15 protein-coding genes and 3 tRNA genes are annotated in these 12,789 nt (G+C 67.1%); 13 read left to right on the top strand and 5 right to left on the bottom strand.

Annotation, left to right across the window (positions count from 1 at the left end):
* Nucleotides 1-57 precede the first annotated feature (57 nt).
* Entirely contained in the window at nucleotides 58-1,986 is a 1,929-nt protein-coding gene (locus APQ99_RS07780; protein ID WP_136361071.1) for an ABC transporter ATP-binding protein, read from the top strand.
* 46 nt (nucleotides 1,987-2,032) lie between these two features.
* A complete protein-coding gene (locus APQ99_RS07775; RefSeq protein ID WP_136361072.1) occupies nucleotides 2,033-2,776 on the top strand; it encodes a creatininase family protein in 744 nt (247 codons plus the stop codon).
* A gap of 11 nt (nucleotides 2,777-2,787) precedes the next feature.
* Here APQ99_RS07775 and APQ99_RS07770 read toward each other — a convergent pair whose 3' ends face one another.
* Nucleotides 2,788-3,174, bottom strand: a complete 387-nt coding sequence (locus tag APQ99_RS07770) for a DUF5790 family protein (protein ID WP_136361073.1) — start codon at nucleotides 3,172-3,174, stop codon at nucleotides 2,788-2,790.
* Nucleotides 3,175-3,217: 43 nt separating this feature from the next.
* Nucleotides 3,218-3,547 (bottom strand): dihydroneopterin aldolase family protein, encoded by a 330-nt coding sequence (locus APQ99_RS07765; RefSeq protein WP_010902044.1) that lies wholly within the window; start codon nucleotides 3,545-3,547, stop codon nucleotides 3,218-3,220.
* Between the two features lie 98 nt (nucleotides 3,548-3,645).
* On the opposite strand from APQ99_RS07765, the gene azf reads away from it, so the two are divergent.
* The 3 genes from azf (at nucleotide 3,646) to APQ99_RS07750 (ending at nucleotide 5,816) form a co-directional block, all read left to right on the top strand.
* On the top strand, nucleotides 3,646-4,413 hold the full coding sequence (gene azf / locus APQ99_RS07760; protein ID WP_012289099.1) for an NAD-dependent glucose-6-phosphate dehydrogenase Azf: 768 nt from the start codon (nucleotides 3,646-3,648) through the stop codon (nucleotides 4,411-4,413).
* A 265-nt stretch (nucleotides 4,414-4,678) separates the two neighbouring features.
* Nucleotides 4,679-5,548, top strand: coding sequence for a M48 family metallopeptidase (locus tag APQ99_RS07755; RefSeq protein WP_010902046.1), 870 nt, complete (start codon nucleotides 4,679-4,681; stop codon nucleotides 5,546-5,548).
* Between the two features lie 4 nt (nucleotides 5,549-5,552).
* Nucleotides 5,553-5,816: a hypothetical protein gene (locus tag APQ99_RS07750; RefSeq protein ID WP_227970903.1), complete on the top strand. Its 264-nt coding sequence runs from the start codon at nucleotides 5,553-5,555 to the stop codon at nucleotides 5,814-5,816.
* A gap of 2 nt (nucleotides 5,817-5,818) precedes the next feature.
* On the opposite strand, the gene APQ99_RS07745 is transcribed toward APQ99_RS07750, so the two are convergent.
* Both APQ99_RS07745 and APQ99_RS07740 read right to left on the bottom strand, forming a co-directional pair.
* A complete protein-coding gene (locus tag APQ99_RS07745; protein WP_010902048.1) occupies nucleotides 5,819-6,433 on the bottom strand; it encodes a hypothetical protein in 615 nt (204 codons plus the stop codon).
* Nucleotides 6,434-6,530: 97 nt separating this feature from the next.
* A tRNA-Arg gene (locus tag APQ99_RS07740) sits at nucleotides 6,531-6,603 on the bottom strand.
* Nucleotides 6,604-6,753: 150 nt separating this feature from the next.
* On the opposite strand from APQ99_RS07740, the gene APQ99_RS07735 reads away from it, so the two are divergent.
* From APQ99_RS07735 to APQ99_RS07725, 3 genes are read left to right on the top strand one after another with little or no spacing between them, the layout of a single operon-like run.
* Nucleotides 6,754-8,178: a single-stranded DNA binding protein gene (locus APQ99_RS07735; RefSeq protein ID WP_010902049.1), complete on the top strand. Its 1,425-nt coding sequence runs from the start codon at nucleotides 6,754-6,756 to the stop codon at nucleotides 8,176-8,178.
* A 53-nt stretch (nucleotides 8,179-8,231) separates the two neighbouring features.
* Nucleotides 8,232-8,684, top strand: coding sequence for a histone family protein (locus APQ99_RS12940; RefSeq protein ID WP_010902050.1), 453 nt, complete (start codon nucleotides 8,232-8,234; stop codon nucleotides 8,682-8,684).
* On the top strand, nucleotides 8,681-9,697 hold the full coding sequence (locus tag APQ99_RS07725) for a histone deacetylase family protein (RefSeq protein ID WP_010902051.1): 1,017 nt from the start codon (nucleotides 8,681-8,683) through the stop codon (nucleotides 9,695-9,697). The genes APQ99_RS12940 and APQ99_RS07725 overlap by 4 nt, the downstream gene beginning before the upstream one ends.
* Here APQ99_RS07725 and cca read toward each other — a convergent pair.
* The gene (gene cca / locus APQ99_RS07720; RefSeq protein ID WP_010902052.1) at nucleotides 9,676-11,034 is read right to left on the bottom strand and encodes a CCA tRNA nucleotidyltransferase; all 1,359 of its coding nucleotides are present in this window, start codon (nucleotides 11,032-11,034) and stop codon (nucleotides 9,676-9,678) included. The genes APQ99_RS07725 and cca overlap by 22 nt on opposite strands.
* 102 nt (nucleotides 11,035-11,136) lie before the next feature.
* On the opposite strand from cca, the gene APQ99_RS07715 reads away from it, so the two are divergent.
* The 5 genes from APQ99_RS07715 (at nucleotide 11,137) to APQ99_RS07695 (ending at nucleotide 12,743) form a co-directional block, all read left to right on the top strand.
* Nucleotides 11,137-11,209 (top strand) — tRNA-Asn (locus APQ99_RS07715).
* Nucleotides 11,210-11,298: 89 nt separating this feature from the next.
* Nucleotides 11,299-11,407: transfer RNA gene (locus APQ99_RS07710), tRNA-Ile, on the top strand.
* A 179-nt stretch (nucleotides 11,408-11,586) separates the two neighbouring features.
* Nucleotides 11,587-11,799, top strand: a complete 213-nt coding sequence (locus tag APQ99_RS07705; protein ID WP_049892475.1) for a hypothetical protein — start codon at nucleotides 11,587-11,589, stop codon at nucleotides 11,797-11,799.
* The gene (locus APQ99_RS07700) at nucleotides 11,790-12,134 is read left to right on the top strand and encodes a hypothetical protein (RefSeq protein ID WP_049892476.1); all 345 of its coding nucleotides are present in this window, start codon (nucleotides 11,790-11,792) and stop codon (nucleotides 12,132-12,134) included. The genes APQ99_RS07705 and APQ99_RS07700 overlap by 10 nt, the downstream gene beginning before the upstream one ends.
* 69 nt (nucleotides 12,135-12,203) lie before the next feature.
* Nucleotides 12,204-12,743, top strand: a complete 540-nt coding sequence (locus APQ99_RS07695; protein WP_227970904.1) for a hypothetical protein — start codon at nucleotides 12,204-12,206, stop codon at nucleotides 12,741-12,743.
* Nucleotides 12,744-12,789: the final 46 nt, after the last annotated feature.

Raw genomic sequence — 12,789 nt, 5'->3', positions numbered from 1 at the left:
GGCGTGTTTCGATTCGTAGGAAACGTTTTTGCCGGGGGCTCACGTTCGGTCAGGAACATGAGTACTGCACCGGACAACGAGGGTGACGACGATCCCTTCGAGGAGCAGCGCGCGGACGTCGACAACGCCATGGTGCAGTTGTTCGACGAGTACGGGCGCGATCACAGCTTTCAGGCAGTTGTCGCCGTTCTGGCGTCGGTGTTTGCGCGCGTGTTGGATCTCGCGCCGCCCGTGTTGCTCGGGTTGGCCATCGACTCCGTCATCCAGGGGAACAAGGCGTTTCTGCCGTTCCTCCCGCAGTCGGTCGTGCCTAGCAGCAAGCCCGACCGGCTGTTGTTCATGGGGGGACTGATCGCGGGGTCGTTCCTGTTGGGGGCGGCGTTCCACTGGATCCGCAACTGGGGGTTCAACTCGTTCAGCCAGCACATCCAGCACCGCGTTCGGACCGACACCTACGACAAGATGCAGCGCCTGAACATGGATTTCTTCGCCACCAAGCAGACCGGCGAGATGATGTCCATCCTCTCGAACGACGTGAACCGCTTGGAGCGATTCCTCAACGACGGCTTGAACTCGGCGTTCCGGCTGTCCGTGATGGTGCTGGCGATCGGCGTCTACCTCTTCGTCGTGAACTGGCAACTCGCCGTTCTCACGATGTTGCCGGTGCCCATCATCGCGCTGTTCACCTACCGGTTCGTGAACGCCATCCAGCCGAAGTACGCCGACGTGCGGTCGTCAGTCGGGCATCTGAACTCCCGGCTGGAGAACAACCTCGGCGGGATCCAAGTGATCAAGACGTCGAACACCGAGCGCTACGAGTCGGACCGCGTTGATGACGTTTCACAGGGGTATTTCGACGCCAACTGGGGGGCGATCACCATCCGCATCAAGTTCTTCCCGGCGCTGCGCATCATCTCCGGCGTGGGGTTCGTGTTGACGTTCGTGATCGGCGGCATCTGGGTCGCCACCGGCCCGCCGATGTTCTTCTCCGGAACGCTCGACCCCGGGGAGTTCGTGACGTTCATCCTGCTCAGCCAGCAGTTCATCTGGCCGATGGCGCAGTTCGGCCAGATCATCAACATGTATCAGCGGGCGCGCGCGTCCAGCGAGCGCATCTTCGGGCTGATGAACGAGCCCTCCCGCATCGAGGAGAACCCGGACGCCGACGAGCTCGTCGTTGACGACGGCGGCGTCGTCTACGACGACGTGAGCTTCGGCTACGACGACGACGACGCCATCGTCGAGCACATCGACTTCCAGGTTGACGGCGGGGACACGCTGGCGCTCGTTGGCCCGACGGGCGCGGGGAAATCCACGGTACTGAAACTCCTGTTGCGGATGTACGACGTCGATGCGGGCGCGGTCCGTGTCGATGGCCAGGACATCTCCGGGGTGACGCTGCCCAGCCTGCGCCGGCACGTCGGCTACGTCAGCCAGGACACGTTCCTGTTCTACGGCACCGTCGAGGAGAACATCACGTACGGCACCTTCGACGCCGACCGCGAGGCCGTCGTGGACGCCGCGAAGGCCGCGGAAGCCCACGAGTTCATCCAGAACCTCCCGGACGGCTACGACACCGAGGTCGGGGAGCGCGGCGTGAAGCTCTCGGGGGGGCAGCGCCAGCGCATCGACATCGCGCGGGCCATCCTCAAAGACCCCGAGATCCTCGTGCTCGACGAGGCCACCAGCGACGTGGACACGGAGACGGAGATGCTCATCCAGCGCAGCCTCGACCGCCTCACGGAGGACCGCACGACGTTCTCGATCGCCCACCGGCTGTCCACGATCAAGGACGCCGACCAGATCGTCGTCCTGGAGGACGGCGAGATCGTCGAGCGCGGAACCCACGCCGACCTGCTCGGCGACGAGGGGTTGTACGCGAACCTCTGGGGGGTGCAGGCCGGCGAGATCGACGAGCTGCCCGACGAGTTCATCGAGCGCGCGGCCAAACGCCAGGCGACCGTCGACGACCAGGACGACGACTAGCCGGTGGATGGCAGCCTACAAGCGCCGGGGGCGCGTGCCGTCGCGTATGCGGCTCGCAGACGCAACCTGGACGGACGCCGACGGCGTCGACACGGATCTCGCGGTGCTGCCCGTCGGCAGCACGGAACAGCACGGCCCACACGCGCCGCTGGGCACCGATCACATCACCGCTCACGCGGTCGCGGCGGCCGGCGCGGACGCCTACTCGGACGGCGAGGTGATCGTTGCGCCGCCGATCACCGTGGGGGTGTCGGCGGAACACCGCCAGTTCACAGGGACGCTGTGGGTGGCCCCGGACACGTTCCGCGCCACCGTTCGTGACGTGGTGGGGAGCCTCGCGAGCCACGGCTGGGATCGCGTCGTCGTGGTCAACGGGCATGGCGGCAACACCGCCGCGCTGGGCGAAGTCTGTGCCACGATCACGCGCCAGGACGACGCGTACGCGGTGCCGTTCACGTGGTTCGACGCCGTCGGCGACCACAGCAGCGACATGGGCCACGCCGGCCCCCTGGAGACGGCGTTTCTCAGGCACACCGACCCCGAGTTGATCCGCGAGGACCGCGTCCAGGCGGCCGCCGAGGACGGCGCCGACGCCTGGGGGGAGTGGGTGTCACACGCCAACCTCGCCGCCGACGCCGCGGCGTTCACCGACAACGGCGTTGTCGGCGACCCCCGTGCGGGCGACGCGGATCGCGGGGCGGCGCTGCTGGACGCCGCGACCGAGTCGCTGTGTGCCCTGCTCGCGGCCGTCGCGGACCGCGACACGACCGCCCCACTGCCACACCGATAACCGGCGCGTGGTTACTCGTCGGGAAGCGCGCCTCGCAGCTCCGGCAGCGTCTCCGCCAGCGCGCCCGCGTGCTCGCTGGCGGCTTCGAGGTCCGCAAGCACGTCCTCGATGGCCGCCAAGTCGTCGGCGAGGTCGTCGCCGTCGAACGCGTCCGCGCGCTGCCCGATCACGAACGCCTTCTTCGCGTCGCGCACGTGGGACGCCACCTCCTCGGTGTTGAGCGCCGTTTTGAGCGTGTTCAGCACCCCGAGCGTGTTGCCCCCGTCGTCGACTTCCCAGAGGGCGTCGTCGTCCGGAAGCGCGTCCCGGGCGGCCTCGATGTGGCCTTCCACCTCGGCCCGCATCTCCTCGGCGGCCTCCCCGAACAGTTCGTCGTCGTCCAGCGATGACTGGCTCATACTCCCGGCGTTCGGCCGCCGCTGGGTTAAAAGCACGCCCGCGCTACGGGTCGATCTCCGCCAGCCGCATCAACGGATACCCGTCGTCCATCGCCATTTCCGCGGCGACCGTCGTGCCCTCGTAGTCGATGCGCAACTCGACGTCCATGTACTCGCCCGTGAGCTCCGTGTACCCGTGTTCGACGTCCAAGCGTTCGGTCTTGATGTCGACGGCGACGCCCTCGCAGAACGGCTGGTTCCGGATTGATTCCTCGATCGCGGTCTCCAGGCTCGGCGCGCTCGCCGGACTCACCGGCGTGCCCGCGAACTGGTGGTAGAGCGCGCCGAACTTGATTCCGGCCTCGAAACAGGCTTGCTGAGCGTCAGTCGCCATACCCCGGCTGGGGGCGGCCACGCCTAAGCACTGTTGGCATCCGGCCCGACGGACCGAACCGTACCATTGATGCCCCAGTCGGGCGGATGACTACTCGAATGGACGAGCCGGTCCTCCTCACGGGCGCTTCCGGGCGCGTCGGGCAAGCCATCCTCGGCGGCATCGGCGACGACTACACGTGGCGGCTGTTCGACCGCGAGCCGCCCACCGACGACCCCGACCACGAGTTCGTGGTGGCCGACATCACCGACGAAACAGCGGTGCGTGAGGCCGCCAGCGACGTGGGCGCGATCGTCCACCTGGCCGGCGACCCCCGCCCCGAAGCCCCCTGGGAGAGCGTGTTGCGGAACAACATCGACGGCACGCGGACGGTCCTCGACGCCGCCCTGGCCGCTGGTGTCGACCGCGTCGTGTTCGCGTCCTCGAACCACGCCGTCGGCCACTACGAGACGGACCGCAAACCCGACCTCTACCGCAGCGACGACGACTTCCGGTTGGACGGCACCGAACGCCCCCGTCCGGGGAACCTCTACGGCGTCTCGAAGGCCGCCGGCGAAACGCTCGGCCGGTATTACCACGACGAGCACGGCCTCACGTTCGCCGCCGTTCGCATCGGCAACCTCACCGCGGGCCACCCGCCCATCGACTACGAGCGCGGCCAAGCGATGTGGCTGTCCCCCCGGGACTGCGCGCACCTCATTGATCGCTGTCTCAGCGCGGACTACGACTACGAGGTGGTCTACGGCATCTCGGACAACGACCGCAAATACTACTCGCTGGCGCGTGCCAAAGACGCGCTCGGCTACGAGCCCCGTGACAACTCCGCCGAGTGGGACGGCGACGAGAAACTCTCCGGCGGCAGCTGAGGCCGTTAAACAAAACGGAGATTAGCACTGGTTTTCGCATCGCCGTTTCGTAGCCATACACGGCGTGTCGGTGGGTCGTCGCCATTTGGCGGCTCATCGGTGTATTTGACTGCCGTACTCTAGTTCTTTCTGTGCGCATTGAACTACTCCCTCCTGAGATCTCGACTCCCCAACTCTCTCTGTGTGGCTCACTATCCCCAACTGGATTTATATGCCATGACGAACTAGTGTGGCTCGTATGAGAAATACCGGCCTCAAGATACGGATGGCCATCGTCGGCACCATCCTCTTTGCGTTCTACTCGGTCGCGATCGCTGCCGCGTGGTTTTTCTTCGGTCAGAACCAGACCATCCTCGCGATCGCCATCGTGGGGAGCGTGGTGCTCGTTGGCGTCCAGTACAAAGTCGGGAAGTGGATGGCGCTGCGCAGCGTCGGCGCCGAGGACATGGACGAACAGGAGTTCCCCCGGATCCACCGCCGCGTGGAGTCGCTGTCACGCGACATGGGGATCAAGAAACCGACGCTCAAAGTCGCGAACATGGGCGTCCCCAACGCGTTCGCCGTCGGCCGAAAGGGCAACGGCACCGTCGTGGTGTCGCGTGAGCTCATCGACATCCTCGAACACGAGGAGCTCGACGGCGTGCTCGCCCACGAACTCTCGCACATCGCCAACCGCGACGTGGTGACCATGCAGCTCGGGCAGGGCATCGCGTCGATCGTCGGGATCGTCGCCCAGTACATCGTGTTGTTCTCCGGCGACAACGACCTCGCGGACTTCTTCCTCGCGATCGTCGTGGGGAACCTCGTGCAGTTCCTCGTGACGCTGTTCGTGCTCGCGATCAGTCGCTACCGCGAGTACGTCGCCGACGCGGACGCGCGCCGCGCCATCGGGACCGGCGAACCCCTCGCGCGCGCCCTCGAAAAGATCAGCCAGGGCAACGAGCAGGCCGCCCAACAGCAGCGCCAGCGCACCTCCCGCGGGCGCGGGCGGCGCCAGCGCGGCCAGCGCAACGACGACGGGCTCGACCAGCAGGTGAGCGCGCTGTGCATCTCCAGCCCGGACACGAGCGTCCTCCAGAAACTCGTATCGACGCACCCGCCAACGGAGAAGCGCATCCAGCGCCTCCGTTCGTAGCGCTGTGATCGAGATCGTCGGTGACAGTGGTGCCGGCCTCCGCGAGCTGCTCGCCGTCGTCCTCGGGGGTGTGCTCGGCGTTGCGATGGTTGCCGCCCCGACGACGGTGGCACGCCTGTCGGTGTTCCTCGGGTCGACCCGGCGGCGCAGACACGACAGCCCCGCGGGCGGCACCGAACTGATCCCCGGCTGGATGCAGTGGGTGGTTCGCGCCGTCGGCATCGTCGTGCTCGGCGTTGCGGCTGTGATCGCCGTCCACGCCGTCTGAGATCAGTCGAACAGTCCGGCGACGTCCGCCTCCCGGCGTTGCTTCCGGCGGACGTGTTGTCGGAGTCGCGTCGCGATCATCGCTCGGTGGTCGGCGTCCGCCGCGAAGTCACACAGCAACCCCGTGATGGCGCCGTAATCGCCGTCGGCAAGCTCCTCGCGTGCGTACTCTACGCCGGCCTTGAACTCGTCCGCTTGGTAGCCGGCGGCGTCGGCCAGCACCACCGCGGCCTCCACGGCCGCCGGTGGGCCGAGCGCGGACGGCGTGATCGCGGTCCCAGACACGACCAGCGGCGGTACCCCAGCGTCGGTGACGCGGTCCGGGTCGTCGGCGAGCGCGTCGAGCGCCGCGTCCGCTGCCCCGACGTCGACGCCCGCATCCTCAGGGCAGCACGCGAACTGTTCGCGGGCGCGCCGGCAGTGCGCGCGCACCGCCTGTGGGTCGTGATCGTGGGCCGCAACGACCGCGGCGGCGAACGCCCGTAGGGCTGCTGTGCAGTGGCGCTCGGCGTCGTCGTCCCGGCAACGAGCCAACCAGCCGTCCGCCAGGGCGTCGCGGGCCGCCCGGTGGTGGCCGGCGTTGTAGACGGCGACCCCGGCACGCAGTGGCGCATCCATACTGCTGCGTTGGCGGCCACGTGGAAAAAGCGCCGCGCCCACGGCCGATCACGCCGACAGCGCACAGCCGGCGCTCGCCGGGTGAGAACTGTGAGAACGTCCGGACGGCGATTTGAACGCCGGTCCCTGGCTCCGCAAGCCAAGAGGATAGTCCACTACCCTATCCGGACTCACTCAGGTGTAGCCCGGGGCTACGTAAAGCGGTTACGATCGTGCCGCCCGATGACAGTCGTTTTCATGGTGGTGGGCGAGCGCACGCGCTGCACTCATCGAGACACCGTAAACGCTTATGGTGGCCGTCGCCTTGGCCTGAACCGACAATGGGCGCGATTGAGGACGTGTACGCTGACCTCGACACCGACGTGTCTATCGAGGAGTTCCGGGAGGCCGTCGAGTCGAAGGTCGAACAGATGGGGGGGCTCGCCGACGAGGAGACGGCGGCGATGCTCATCGCCCACGAGATCGACGACGGCGAGGTGAACGGCGTCGCGGACATCGACTCCGAGATGGACGAGGTGAAGTTCATCGCGAAAGTCACCCGCGTGGGTGACGTCCGCACGTTCGACCGCGAGGACGCCGACGACGACGATGCGGCCGCCGAGGGGCGGGTGGTGAACGTCACGGTGGCCGACGAAACGGACGACGTCCGGGTCTCGCTGTGGGACGAACAGGCCACCGCGGCCGCCGACGACCTCGCCCCCGGGGACGTGCTCCGCATCAAGGGGCGGCCGACGGACGGCTACAACGGCCTGGAGGTCAGCGCCGACGAGGTCGAACTCGACGCCGACGAGCAGATCGACGTCCAGATCCAGGACGAATACGACGCCGCCGACCTCTCGTTGGGGGTTTCGGACGTGACCCTCGTCGGGGAGGTCCTGGACACCGAGGCCGTCCGGACGTTCGACCGTGACGACGGCAGCGAGGGTCGTGTGTCGAATCTCGTGGTGGGCGACGAGACCGGCCGAGTGCGAGTGACCCTGTGGGACGACCAGGCCGACACCGCGACGGATCTCGACGCCGGGGCCGTCGTCGAGATCGTGGACGGATACGTCCGCGAGCGGGAGGGCAGCCTCGAACTCCACGTCGGGGACACCGGCGCGGTCACGCCGGTCCCGGACGCCGACGTGTCGTTCGTTCCGGACACCACGTCCATCGACAGCCTCGAACAGGACGACACCGCGGACATCGCGGGCGTCGTTCGGTCGGTCGACCCCACGCGCACGTTCGACCGCGACGACGGCAGCGAGGGCCAGGTACGCAACGTCCGCCTGCAGGACGACACCGGCGACATTCGGGTTGCGTTGTGGGGCGAGAAGGCGGATCTGGACATCGGCCCGGGTGACGAAGTGGCGGCCCTCGACGTGGAGATCCAGGACGGCTGGCAGGACGACATCGAGGCGTCGGCCGGCTGGCAGGCGTCGGTGATCCCGCTGTCGGACAGCACCCAGGACGACGCCGCCGCCGGCAGCGACGGCCCCGACCGCGGGCTGGCGGCGTTCGGTGCCGACAGCGACGACGAGCCCGCCGCCACCGACGACGCGGCCGACACACAGACTCCACACAGCGACACGCCCGTGGAGTTCACCGGCGTCGTCGTGCAGGCCCAGGACCCGCTGATTCTGGACGACGGCGAGGAGACGATGAGTGTCACCACCGACGCCGACGTGACTCTCGGCCAGGAGGTCACCGTCCGCGGCTCGCTCGACGACGGCCGGCTACACGCCGACGACGTCACGGAGTCGTGACTCGCGTCGAGGTAACGGAAACAATTAAGCGTGCGAGCGCCACGATGTGACGCATGAGCGTCGAACTCCCGTTCGCCCCGGTGGATTCACTCATCCGGGGGCACGCGGGTGACTTGCGAGTGAGCGCTGGCGCGGCCGAGGAACTCGCGCGCCGCATCCAGCGTCATGGGGCGATCCTCGCCGTGGACGCAGCCGCCGCCGCACGCGAGGACGGCCGAAAAACCCTGATGGCGTCCGACTTCGAGGGGATCGTGGGCCCGCGCGACGACACGGCACCGGACCGCCGCGGCGACCTCGCACTCCCAGTTGCCCCCGTCGACCGCATCGCCCGCCTGGAGATCGACGACCGGTTCCGGGTGTCCGAGGACGCACGCGTCGCGCTCGCGGGCGTGCTCGAGGCGTACGCCGCCGACATCGCTGACGGCGCAGCGGTGCTCGCCGAGCACGCCGGCCGCCGCACCGTCCAAGCCGAAGACATACAGACGTACGTCACGCTCGTGGAATGAGATTCGGATTCAGCGAGGCGTGTCTCGAACACGACCCGGGGGTGCGGCATCCCGAGAGCCCCGACCGCCTCCGGGCGATCAAGCGTGGCCTCCAGAAGCGCCACGGCGTCACCTACGAGGACGCCCCGGACGCCGACTTATCGGACATCACGGCCGTCCACGATCCCGACTACGCGACCGAGGTGCGGTCGTTCTGCGAGCGCGGCGGCGGCAGCTGGGATCCCGACACCGCCGCCACCGAGTCCACGTGGCCGGCCATCCGCGCCAGCGCAGGCCTCGCGATGGACGCCATAGACGCCGCCCTGGACGGCGCTGACGGCCGCGACACGCCGTTCTCGCTGGGACGGCCGCCCGGCCACCACGCGATCACCGACGACGCAATGGGGTTTTGCTTCGTGAACAACGCCGCCGTCGCCGCCCAGCACGCCCTCGACGCCCACGGGCTGGATCGGGTCGCGATCTTCGACTGGGACGTCCACCACGGCAACGGCACCCAGGACATCTTCTACGACCGCGGTGACGTCTTCTACACGTCCATCCACGAGGACGGCCTCTACCCGGGCACCGGGTCGGTCGCACAGACCGGTGACTGCGACGGCGCGGGCACGACGCTGAACCTCCCGTTCCCGACCGGGGCCGGGGACGCCGACTACGCGGCCGCCGTCGACGACTTCATCGCGCCCGCGATCCGGGCGTTCGACCCGGATCTGTTCGTGGTGAGCGCGGGCTTCGATGCCCACCACCACGACCCGATCTCACGCCTCCACCTCTCGACGGAGGGGTACGCGATGCTCACCGACCGTGTGCGCCGCATCAGCGCCCGGACGGACGCCCCGCTGGCGTTCGTCCTCGAAGGCGGGTACAGCCTCGACACGCTCGCCGACGGCGTCAGCACGGTCCACGAAACCTTCGACGGGCGGGACCCTACCGAGCCCGAAGACGACGTCAGTGACAGCGTGCGCGACCTCTTCGAGCGTGTTCGGGACACGCATCAGGCCTTCGGGTCGACGTAGGCCGCCAGCTCACTCTCGAACTCCGGCAGCAACGCCTCCACAACGGCATCGCCGACGTACACGTCGTAGTCGCCGCTGGCCACCCGGGACTCGATCCGCGCGCCCAGCGCGACCGTCCCCAGTTCGGTGCGCGCGAACCCACCGGCGGTCCGCACGTCCCGGTCGCGCTCCACGACGTACCGCCCGTCGTCGTCGACGAACGGCCCGTAGACGCCGTCATCGTCGGCGTACGTTTCGTAGAACCGCTCGGCGTGGGTGCCCACGGAGACCGGCGGGCCGACGTGGCGCTCAACGGCCGGCAGCTCGGCGCTCGCAAGCTCCACGAACACCACCGCGCGCTCGTCGGCCCACGCGGCCGCCCGCACCACGTCGAAGCCGTGCTCGCGGAGCCCGCGCACGACCCCATCACGGGACCGATAGAGCTGCGGGTAGAGCTGGTCGGCGACCACGTCCGGGGCGTCCAACACCACCGCCAGCGGGGTCGTGTCGCGGCGGTCGATGTGCGAGCGCAGCGCCGCCGCATCCAGGGGAGCCGGGGACGCCGGCGTGAACGCGTCCTCGCTGGGGGTGGCGCGGAACCGGCGGGCGTGGTGCTGGACGGTGGCGACGTTCGCTGCCGACACGACGGCGGCGACGTTGCGCTCCGGATCGGTGGGGTCCACGACCACCAGCGGATCGTCGAACGACGCCTGCTGGTGGGCCGCGGGGTCGATCACCACGGGCGGCTGCCAGTCCTCGATGGCCGCCAGCATCGCCTCGAAGCCACCGTATTCGACGACCAGCAGCTCGCAGAGATACCCCGAGAACCCCTGCGTGCGGAGGTCGCTGCCGTACACGCCGATCCCTTTCAGGAACTGCTTGCACAGCCGCACGTCGGCGGCGAGGCCGTCGTCGAGGTGCTCCTGGAGGTAGGTGGTGTGGAACGGCGTCCGATCCACCGCGGACTTGATCTCGGTGGCCGCCGCCACGTCGTAACACGGCACCAGATCCACCGCGTAGCCCTCGAACGTCCCGGTCACGTAGGGGTGTTCGGCGTACTCCTCGTGGCCGTCCGGCAGCACCGCCGCGCCCACGGTCGTGCCGTAGGTCTCTAGCTGTTCGCGGGGAAGGTCGCTGGGGAACCGCACGAACAGGTCGATGTCTCGGTCCCCCGCAACCCACGTGCCACGGGCGGTGCTGCCGACCTGTACCACGTCGGCGGCCACGGGTAGCTCCGCGATCGCGGCCTCGGCGCGCTCGGTGAGCCGGCTGGCAGCCGCCGCGAGCGCGCGCCGCTCGGCGGGCGTCGGATCGACGCGCTGGCGCACGCGCTCGATGACTGCTGCGGCGTCGGTCATACGTCTCGTTCGGCGCTCCGCGTCTAAGCCGTGTCGATGCCCGGACTCCCCGCCCGGGAAACGAAAGCCATTTCAAAATCCCCGGGTTACGATAGGGTGCGAGCCGCCATAGCTCAGTTGGTAGAGCACGTGGTTGTTACCCACGTTGTCCCAGGTTCGAGCCCTGGTGGCGGCGTCACTTCCTCTTCGATCCGTGCCAGCCAGCTCGTACGCCGACTAGTGTTCGATACCCTAAAGACACTCCCCGTGGTAGCCATCGCCAGCGGGCCCTTAGCTTAGTCCGGTTCAAAGCCCCCGGCTCATATCAGTGCCGTCGCATGCGGCGGCGCTGTGGGACACCGGGTGAGCGGTGGTTCAAATCCGCCAGGGCCCATCCATTTCCTCGACGGTTCTTACTTCATGCAGAAGTTCTCGTAGAGGTGTCTCTACCCTTCGAGAATCTCGTAATCGACTCGCCCGAATCCTTGCCTCTGAGTCGGATTCGAACCACCGAGTGATTCTGGGGCCGCGCAGTCCTGCGAATCCGTCAATCGAAACCGCGAGGTGGTGCGCGTGACGCTCCGGATCGAGGAGTATTCTTGGAGCCGCAAGCACATCTACCTCGGAGTCTGCCCGGTCTGTGGGTACGAGTCCGTCCGCAAGGAGAAACGCGAGTACCACATCGAGGGGCACGACCCCGAGGACTTCGGGCTCTCCCCGCTCGGTGAAACCGACGAGGAGGCTCAGCGACCGCTGTGGGGTGGGAGAGTCTGGAGATGCTGGTGACGGACGGCGGGAAGCTATCGCCGGCCGATCTCGCGGAGGCGACTGACCGGCACGTTGACTCGGTGCGGCGGGCGCTTCGGCGAATGGATGACCTCGTGGAGACGAAGTACGCGGAGGTTGGTTTGCGGTCTACGCGGGTCGCCGAGATCGTCCACGAGGCTGCCCAGGAGGCGAAGGACGCGACCCGGCGCGCGGTCGAGGCGAGCGCGAAAGTGATTGGTGCCGCCGAGCGTGGGCGCGACTCCGCGGCGGCAGAGTTCTACGCGTGGGCGTCTCGTCACGGTGTGGACGTGTCTCGGCGGAGCGATGCTCTCACGCTGGACTTCAGCGAGTAAGTCTCGATGCGCTCTGATTATATCTCGCCAAATCTAGTAGCGTAATCTTCACGAGGTTCTGTCCTAAGTGTGGATAATGAGGAAATGACTGACGACGGAATCCCGGAATTTGATCTATTTCAGAGGCGGTTACGGGAGAAGTCCTCTCGTGCGATTCGAGTGATTCAGTTCGATCTGATAGGGTTGTCCATCGTAGGGGCAATCCCGCAGTTGTCTGATTCGGGAAATTTAGAACCTAATGTGTATATTTACGTGGGATCGATTCCCCTTTTGTTATCTTTCGTTCTCGCAATCATTGCTATTTCAATTGGTAGTGTCCCACTCGCTGGTCTCGTCCGAAACAGTAACCAGAGTGACCGACAGACTGCCTTGGTTGCGGATTATCGGAACCGCATCAAAGAAATTTCGTTAATTCCAGCAGCAGCGCTTGGAAATGGAGCCACTGGCATCGCTATTCTTCTAATCGGAGTGATTGATGCAACTAGTGGAGTGGTGCCGCTGTTCAAAGGGCGATTGAGAATAATCTTTATTTGTGCGTTCATCTGCCTCTGCGGCGGCGGATTCATTCTCGGCCAATTCCTGGCCGGTACTCTTCCTAGACAGGACTGATGAGAATTTTGAGCGTGTGATCTCCGCGACTGTCTTTGACTCGTAC

It is taken from the genome of Halobacterium salinarum DSM 3754, assembly GCF_008124605.1.
Lineage (GTDB): Archaea > Halobacteriota > Halobacteria > Halobacteriales > Halobacteriaceae > Halobacterium > Halobacterium salinarum.
The sequence above is the reverse complement of the archived record's forward strand: the minus strand, read 5'-3'. Positions and strand labels throughout refer to the sequence as shown.

Excerpts from the sequence above, each read along its gene's own strand:
- cca (WP_010902052.1), bottom strand. The coding sequence starts at position 11,034 with ATGACCGACGCCGCAGCAGTCATCGAGCGCGTGCGCCAGCGCGTCGAT.
- APQ99_RS07700 (WP_049892476.1), top strand. The coding sequence starts at position 11,790 with ATGCTGGTGACGGACGGCGGGAAGCTATCGCCGGCCGATCTCGCGGAG.
- APQ99_RS07780 (WP_136361071.1), top strand. The coding sequence starts at position 58 with ATGAGTACTGCACCGGACAACGAGGGTGACGACGATCCCTTCGAGGAG.
- APQ99_RS07735 (WP_010902049.1), top strand. The coding sequence starts at position 6,754 with ATGGGCGCGATTGAGGACGTGTACGCTGACCTCGACACCGACGTGTCT.
- APQ99_RS07775 (WP_136361072.1), top strand. The coding sequence starts at position 2,033 with ATGCGGCTCGCAGACGCAACCTGGACGGACGCCGACGGCGTCGACACG.
- APQ99_RS07745 (WP_010902048.1), bottom strand. The coding sequence starts at position 6,433 with ATGGATGCGCCACTGCGTGCCGGGGTCGCCGTCTACAACGCCGGCCAC.
- APQ99_RS07725 (WP_010902051.1), top strand. The coding sequence starts at position 8,681 with ATGAGATTCGGATTCAGCGAGGCGTGTCTCGAACACGACCCGGGGGTG.
- APQ99_RS12940 (WP_010902050.1), top strand. The coding sequence starts at position 8,232 with ATGAGCGTCGAACTCCCGTTCGCCCCGGTGGATTCACTCATCCGGGGG.
- azf (WP_012289099.1), top strand. The coding sequence starts at position 3,646 with ATGGACGAGCCGGTCCTCCTCACGGGCGCTTCCGGGCGCGTCGGGCAA.
- APQ99_RS07755 (WP_010902046.1), top strand. The coding sequence starts at position 4,679 with ATGGCCATCGTCGGCACCATCCTCTTTGCGTTCTACTCGGTCGCGATC.
- APQ99_RS07770 (WP_136361073.1), bottom strand. The coding sequence starts at position 3,174 with ATGAGCCAGTCATCGCTGGACGACGACGAACTGTTCGGGGAGGCCGCC.
- APQ99_RS07765 (WP_010902044.1), bottom strand. The coding sequence starts at position 3,547 with ATGGCGACTGACGCTCAGCAAGCCTGTTTCGAGGCCGGAATCAAGTTC.